Raw genomic sequence first — 5,148 nt, forward strand, 5'->3', positions numbered from 1 at the left:
GCACGACGCCCCGCGGCAGGCGGAAGCCCGGGTGCGCGGCGCCGATCGCCAGCCCGCACCCTGCGCCGGCAGTCACCCGGATGCGGGCGCGCCGCAGGCCGGTGCCCCGGACCGCACGGCGCCGCCGGTGCCGGCACGCTGCGCCTCCGGCGCGCGACGCCGGAGCGGTTCCCGTTCGCCATGGCCCGCGGCCACCGCCCTGGTCATGCGACTCCACGCGCATCGTCACCCGCTCGGGTGAGCCGACCCGAGCGGGATCGGCTCTACCCCGCGTCCAGCGCCGCCGCGATGCCGCGCGTCCAGGCGCCGGCGCCGGCGGAAAGCAGGCCAATATCCGTCTGCGTTGTCAGGAAGCGCGCACCGCGGCGGATCATCGCCGCCTGCGCCTTCGGGTCGCGCTGGCCGCCGCAGCCGAAATGCCGGCCATGCGCCCGGCAGGCGGCCAGGACGCGCTCGATCGCCGCCTGCAGCTCCGGGTCGTCGTAGCGGCCCGGCTTGCCCATGTCGGTCAGCAGGTCGTTCATGCCGACATGGATGACGTCGATCCCCGGCACCGCCGCGATCGCCTCCACATTCCGCACGCCCTCGCGCGTCTCGACCATGCAGGCGACGAGCGTCGCCGCCTCCACCGCCGGCAGCGCCTCGGCCGGCGGCACCGCGGCGAAGTCGAATTGCGGGTAGCCGCCGGTGACGCTGCGGCGGCCGAGCGGCGCGAAGCGCGCCGCGGCGACGGCGGCGCGGGCCTCCGCCGCGGTGTTCACGTCGGGGAAGACGATGCCGGCGACGCCATTGTCCAGCAGCGCCTGCACATCCGGGTCGCGCACCGACCGCACGCGGGCCAGCGGCGCGACGCCGAGCGCGACGGACGCCTGGGCGATATGGCCGATCGTCTCCAGCCCGAACAGCGAATGCTGCAGGTCGAGGAAGAGGAAGTCGTGCCCGGTGGCGCGGGCGATGCGGGCGATCTCGGCCGAGCGGCAGAGCCGCACGCCGAGGCCGAGCGCGGTGCCGCCGGCGGCCAGCTTCTCCGTCACCGGGTTGGTCGGGCGCGGCGCGGCCATGGCGTGTTTCCTTCCCCAGGCGTCCCTGCCGGCATCGCAGCACCCGCGCCGCGCGGCGGCAAGCCGGCTTGACCCGGCGACCGCCCCCGCCTGCAATGCCCGCCTGACGGAGGGGGAACGCAGCGCATGGCGGAGATCCGCGTGAAATCCGAGATCGCCGGGTCGGTCTGGAAGATCCTGAAGCAGCCGGGCGAGGCGGTGGAGGCGGAGGACTCGCTCATGCTGCTCGAGAGCATGAAGATGGAGATCCCGGTGGTCGCGCCGCGCCGCGGCACGGTGCTGGAATGGCGGGTGGCCGAGGGCGAGGCGGTGGCCGAGGGCGACGTGGTGGTGGTGCTGCGCGCCTGATCCGCCGGCCTGCGCCGTCGCGCGCGAGAGCGGCGTGCGCGTTCTTCTGAACGCGCACGCCGCTCTATCCCATTGATCGCAGGGCGGAGGCTCGCGTCCGGGCGTTCGCGCCCTCCCGCGATCCGCTCTGGGTGGTGCAGCCTGCCGGCGATCCCGTGCCGCGCCGGGCGATGGCCGTGCCGCTCTCCCGCGCGCGGCGCGCGTTGGGGCGCGGCGGCGGTGCTGGCCAGGATGCCGGACGGCACCGCATCGGCGGGCCCGTGCCGCGTTCCGGCCCGGGCCGCGCTGGGTCTGGCTGTGGTGGGCCTGGTCCCCGGGAAGCGGCCGCCTTGCGCCGCAGGCCGTCGCCCCGCTGGCCGGACGCCTCATGGCCGGCGCGGTGCCCGCCCCTCCACGCCGACGCCGGATGCGCCATAGTCGGGCCTGCCATCGGGGGGCCGGGCGATGCGGGTGACGGTGCTGGGCGCGGGTGCGGTGGGCGGCTGGCTGGCGGCGGGGCTGGCGCGGGCCGGGGTACCGGTGGCGGTGCTCGCCCGCGGCGCCACCCTGGCGGCGCTGCGCCGCGACGGCCTGATCCTGCTGCACGGGGAGAGGCGGGAGAGCGTCCCCGTCCTGGCCAGCGACCACCCGGCCGACCTGCCGCCGGCCGATCTCCTGCTGCTGGGCCTGAAGTCGCACGACCTGCCCGGCGCCCTGCCGCTGGTGGAGCGCCTGCTGGCGCCGCACACGCTAGTCGCCACCGCGCAGAACGGCCTGCCCTGGTGGTTCCTGCAGGGCTTCGGCGGCCCGGCCGAGGGGCTGGTGCTGGACGGCGTGGATCCCGGCGGCGCGCTGGCCCGCGCCCTGCCGGTCGGCCGCGTGCTGGGCGGCGTCGCACATGTCGGCAGCCGGGTGGAGGCGCCTGGCGTGGTGCGGCTGATGAAGCAGGACCGGATGCTCTACGGCGATCCGTCCGGCGGCAATGCCGCGCTGCTGGCCGACCTGGTCGGCGCCCTGCAGGCGGGCGGCATCCCGGCCGAGGCCGTGGCCGATATCCGCATGGAGGTCTGGCTTAAGCTCTGGGGCAATTCCAACATGAACCCGCTCAGCGCCCTCTCGCGCGCCGACATGCAGGCCATGCTGGAGGACGACGGGGTGCGCGGCCTGGTGGAGGCGATGATGCGGGAGATGGCGGCGATCGGCGCCCGCATCGGCCTGCCGATCGGCCAGAGCATCCCGGACCGGCTGGTGGTGACGCGGCGGCTGGGCGCCTTCCGCACCTCCATGCTGCAGGACCTGGAGGCGGGGCGGCGGCTGGAACTGGGGCCGGTCCTGGGCTGCCTGGTGGACCTCGCGCGGCACCTGGGGGAGCCGGCGCCGGTGCTGGCCGGCGTGCATGGCCTGGCCCGGCTGCTGGAGGCCAATCTGCGGCCGGCCTGACCGGCCAGGCCGGCATGGCCATCGCGCCAGCGCCGCTACCGAAGCCTGACGCGGGCTGGCGCCGGGGATGGGCCGGCCAGGATTCCCGGCCTGCCTGTCGCAGATCGAACCCGGCGGGCCGGTGCCGCCGGACTTCGCCGCGGATCCTGCCGGAGCCGGGCCTTCAGGTACCGCCGGTGCCGGTCAGGTCGGGGCCGGTCTCGTCGCGTTCCACCGGATGGTCGATGCCGGTCCGGTCCGTGCGGCTGGGCAGGCTGTCCGGCGTGTCCTCGGCCGCGCGGCCCGGTCCGTCCGGCCCCTCCTGGGCCAGGCGGCCGGGGTCGTCGGGGGCCTCGCCGGGGCGGGTGGGGCGGGGGGCTGTGCGATCGCTCATGCTGCGGTGAACGTCCGGTGGGGCTGCCGGGTTCGCGGGCTTGACCCGGGCGCCATCGGCACGGGAGGCTGCGGCATGCTGGAACTCCGCCCCTGCTGCGAGTGCTGCGGCACCGACCTGCCGCCGGCGAGCCGCGAGGCCCGCATCTGCTCCTATGAGTGCACCTTCTGCGCCGGCTGCGCGGACGGCGTGCTGCGCGGCCTCTGCCCGAATTGCGGCGGGGAGCTGGTCCGCCGCCCCATCCGGCCGGCCGAGCGCCTGCTGAAGCACCCCGCCGGCACCGTGCGGAAGGTCAAGCCCGGCGGCTGCGTCGCCGCCTGACGGCACGCCCGGCGACAGCGATCTGCGCTCGGGGAAAAGCGTTGCGACAGCCTCTGGCGTTCGGAGCGACATCAGGCTGCACGCCGCGGCGCGCTCCGTACTACCGCAGGATCCGCCGGATCAGCGCCCGGCCGCGCGCCGTCCGCGGCGGGTCCAGCAGCCGCGCCAAGCCCCAGCGGGCATGCGTCACCCGGGCGCGCAGCAGGCTGAACTCGCGGAACCCCGCCTCCCCGTTCCGCCGCCCGAAGCCGGAGGCGCCGATGCCGCCGAAGGGCAGGTCGGGGAAGGCGGCGTATTCCACGCAGCGGCCGGCGACGATGGCGCCGCTGCGGGTGCCGGCGGCGACCTGCGCTTCCTCCTCCGCCGTCGCGCCGAACAGGTAGATCGCCAGCGGCGGCGGCCGCGCCGCCACCCAGGCGATCGCGGCGCCAAGGTCGGACAGCGGCTGCACCGGCAGCACCGGGCCGAAGACTTCCGTCTGATGGATCGGGTGGTCCGGCGCCGCCGCGGCCAGGGCGATGGCGCGGAACCGGCCGGGGCCGGACGGCGCCAGCGGCGTCAGCGCCACGCCCTGGCAGAGCGCATCCAGCCGCGCCGCCTGCCTGTCGTTCACCACCGCCGTCTCCGGCAGGCCGAGGCCGGTGGCACGGCAGGCCGCCTCGAACGCCGCCGGCGCATGGCCGACCAGCAGCACCGTATCGGGCGCGATGCAGGTCTGCCCGGCATTGATCGCCTTGCCGGCCATGATCGCGCGCGCCGCCGCGGCCAGGTCGGCGCCCGGCAGGACCAGCGCCGGGCATTTGCCGCCGAGTTCCAGGGTCAGCGGCACCAGGTTGGCGGCCGCCGCCTGCATCACCTTGCGGCCGGTCTCCGTGCCGCCGGTGAACACCAGGTGGTCCCAGGGCTGCGCCGCGAAATCGGCGGCGATGTCGGGGCCGCCCTGCACCACGCGGGCGATGTCCTTTCCCCAGCATTCGGCCAGCAGGTCGGTCAGCAGCGCGGCGGTGCGCGGCGTCGCCTCGGCCGGCTTGATCGCCACGCGGTTGCCGGCGGCGACGGCATCGACGGCCGGCAGCAGGGCAAGCTGGAGCGGGTAGTTCCAGGGCGCCATGATGCCGACGATGCCCTTCGGCACCGGCTCCACCGCCGCGCGCGTCGGCAGGAAGGGAAAGGGCACGCCGGCGCGGCGCGGCCGGGCCCAGCGATGCAGCCGGCCGGCGCTGTGCCGGGCGGCATCCACCACCAGCTTCACCTCGGCCAGCAGCGAATCCTCGATGCAGCGGCCGCCATAGTCGGCATCGATGGCGGCCGCCACATCCCCGGCGCGGCGCAGCAGCACCGCCGCCAGCGCGCGCAGCAGGTCGCGGCGGCGGTCCGGCGGCAGGGCGCCGTTGCGCGCCGCCACGGCCCTCAGCGCGGCCAGGGCCTCGGCCGGGGTTTCGGTCGCCGCGGGGAAAGGCATGGTGTCAGGCAAGGCATGATCCTGCTGCCGATGGCGCCCGGGCCGGGCGAGGCGTTCTGCCGCGGCCACGCCCGCATCCGCCACCAGAGCAGATGCCGCGCCCGGCACGCAATGCGACAGGGTGCGGGCGATGCGGCGGGGCGGGGTGGCGGGGCGCCGGCCGC

6 protein-coding genes are annotated in these 5,148 nt (G+C 76.4%); 3 read left to right on the forward strand and 3 right to left on the reverse strand.

What is annotated here, in order from left to right:
- Nucleotides 1-263: 263 nt before the first annotated feature.
- Nucleotides 264-1,061, reverse strand: coding sequence for an HpcH/HpaI aldolase family protein (locus E2C05_RS28410; protein WP_133223007.1), 798 nt, complete (start codon nt 1,059-1,061; stop codon nt 264-266).
- Between the two features lie 126 nt (nt 1,062-1,187).
- On the opposite strand from E2C05_RS28410, the gene E2C05_RS28415 reads away from it, so the two are divergent.
- Together E2C05_RS28415 and E2C05_RS28420 are read left to right on the forward strand one after the other, a co-directional pair.
- A complete protein-coding gene (locus tag E2C05_RS28415) occupies nt 1,188-1,409 on the forward strand; it encodes a biotin/lipoyl-binding carrier protein (RefSeq protein WP_133223008.1) in 222 nt (73 codons plus the stop codon).
- A 444-nt stretch (nt 1,410-1,853) separates the two neighbouring features.
- Nucleotides 1,854-2,828: a ketopantoate reductase family protein gene (locus E2C05_RS28420; RefSeq protein WP_133223009.1), complete on the forward strand. Its 975-nt coding sequence runs from the start codon at nt 1,854-1,856 to the stop codon at nt 2,826-2,828.
- A 163-nt stretch (nt 2,829-2,991) separates the two neighbouring features.
- Here the strand turns inward: E2C05_RS28420 and E2C05_RS28425 are convergent, their stop codons facing one another.
- The gene (locus E2C05_RS28425; protein WP_133223010.1) at nt 2,992-3,201 is read right to left on the reverse strand and encodes a hypothetical protein; all 210 of its coding nucleotides are present in this window, start codon (nt 3,199-3,201) and stop codon (nt 2,992-2,994) included.
- 75 nt (nt 3,202-3,276) lie between these two features.
- Between E2C05_RS28425 and E2C05_RS28430 the strand changes: the two genes are divergently transcribed.
- Nucleotides 3,277-3,522: a DUF1272 domain-containing protein gene (locus E2C05_RS28430; RefSeq protein ID WP_133223011.1), complete on the forward strand. Its 246-nt coding sequence runs from the start codon at nt 3,277-3,279 to the stop codon at nt 3,520-3,522.
- 100 nt (nt 3,523-3,622) lie between these two features.
- Here E2C05_RS28430 and E2C05_RS28435 read toward each other — a convergent pair.
- The coding region (locus E2C05_RS28435; RefSeq protein WP_205083146.1) for an aldehyde dehydrogenase family protein at nt 3,623-5,148 on the reverse strand (1,526 nt) is incomplete at its 5' end.

The organism is Paracraurococcus ruber (genome assembly GCF_004353985.1).
Taxonomy (GTDB): domain Bacteria; phylum Pseudomonadota; class Alphaproteobacteria; order Acetobacterales; family Acetobacteraceae; genus Paracraurococcus; species Paracraurococcus ruber.

What these genes read in the sequence shown, in the direction of transcription:
- E2C05_RS28420 (WP_133223009.1), top strand. Translation starts at nt 1,854, where the DNA reads ATGCGGGTGACGGTGCTGGGCGCGGGTGCGGTGGGCGGCTGGCTGGCG.
- E2C05_RS28410 (WP_133223007.1), bottom strand. Translation starts at nt 1,061, where the DNA reads ATGGCCGCGCCGCGCCCGACCAACCCGGTGACGGAGAAGCTGGCCGCC.
- E2C05_RS28425 (WP_133223010.1), bottom strand. Translation starts at nt 3,201, where the DNA reads ATGAGCGATCGCACAGCCCCCCGCCCCACCCGCCCCGGCGAGGCCCCC.
- E2C05_RS28415 (WP_133223008.1), top strand. Translation starts at nt 1,188, where the DNA reads ATGGCGGAGATCCGCGTGAAATCCGAGATCGCCGGGTCGGTCTGGAAG.
- E2C05_RS28430 (WP_133223011.1), top strand. Translation starts at nt 3,277, where the DNA reads ATGCTGGAACTCCGCCCCTGCTGCGAGTGCTGCGGCACCGACCTGCCG.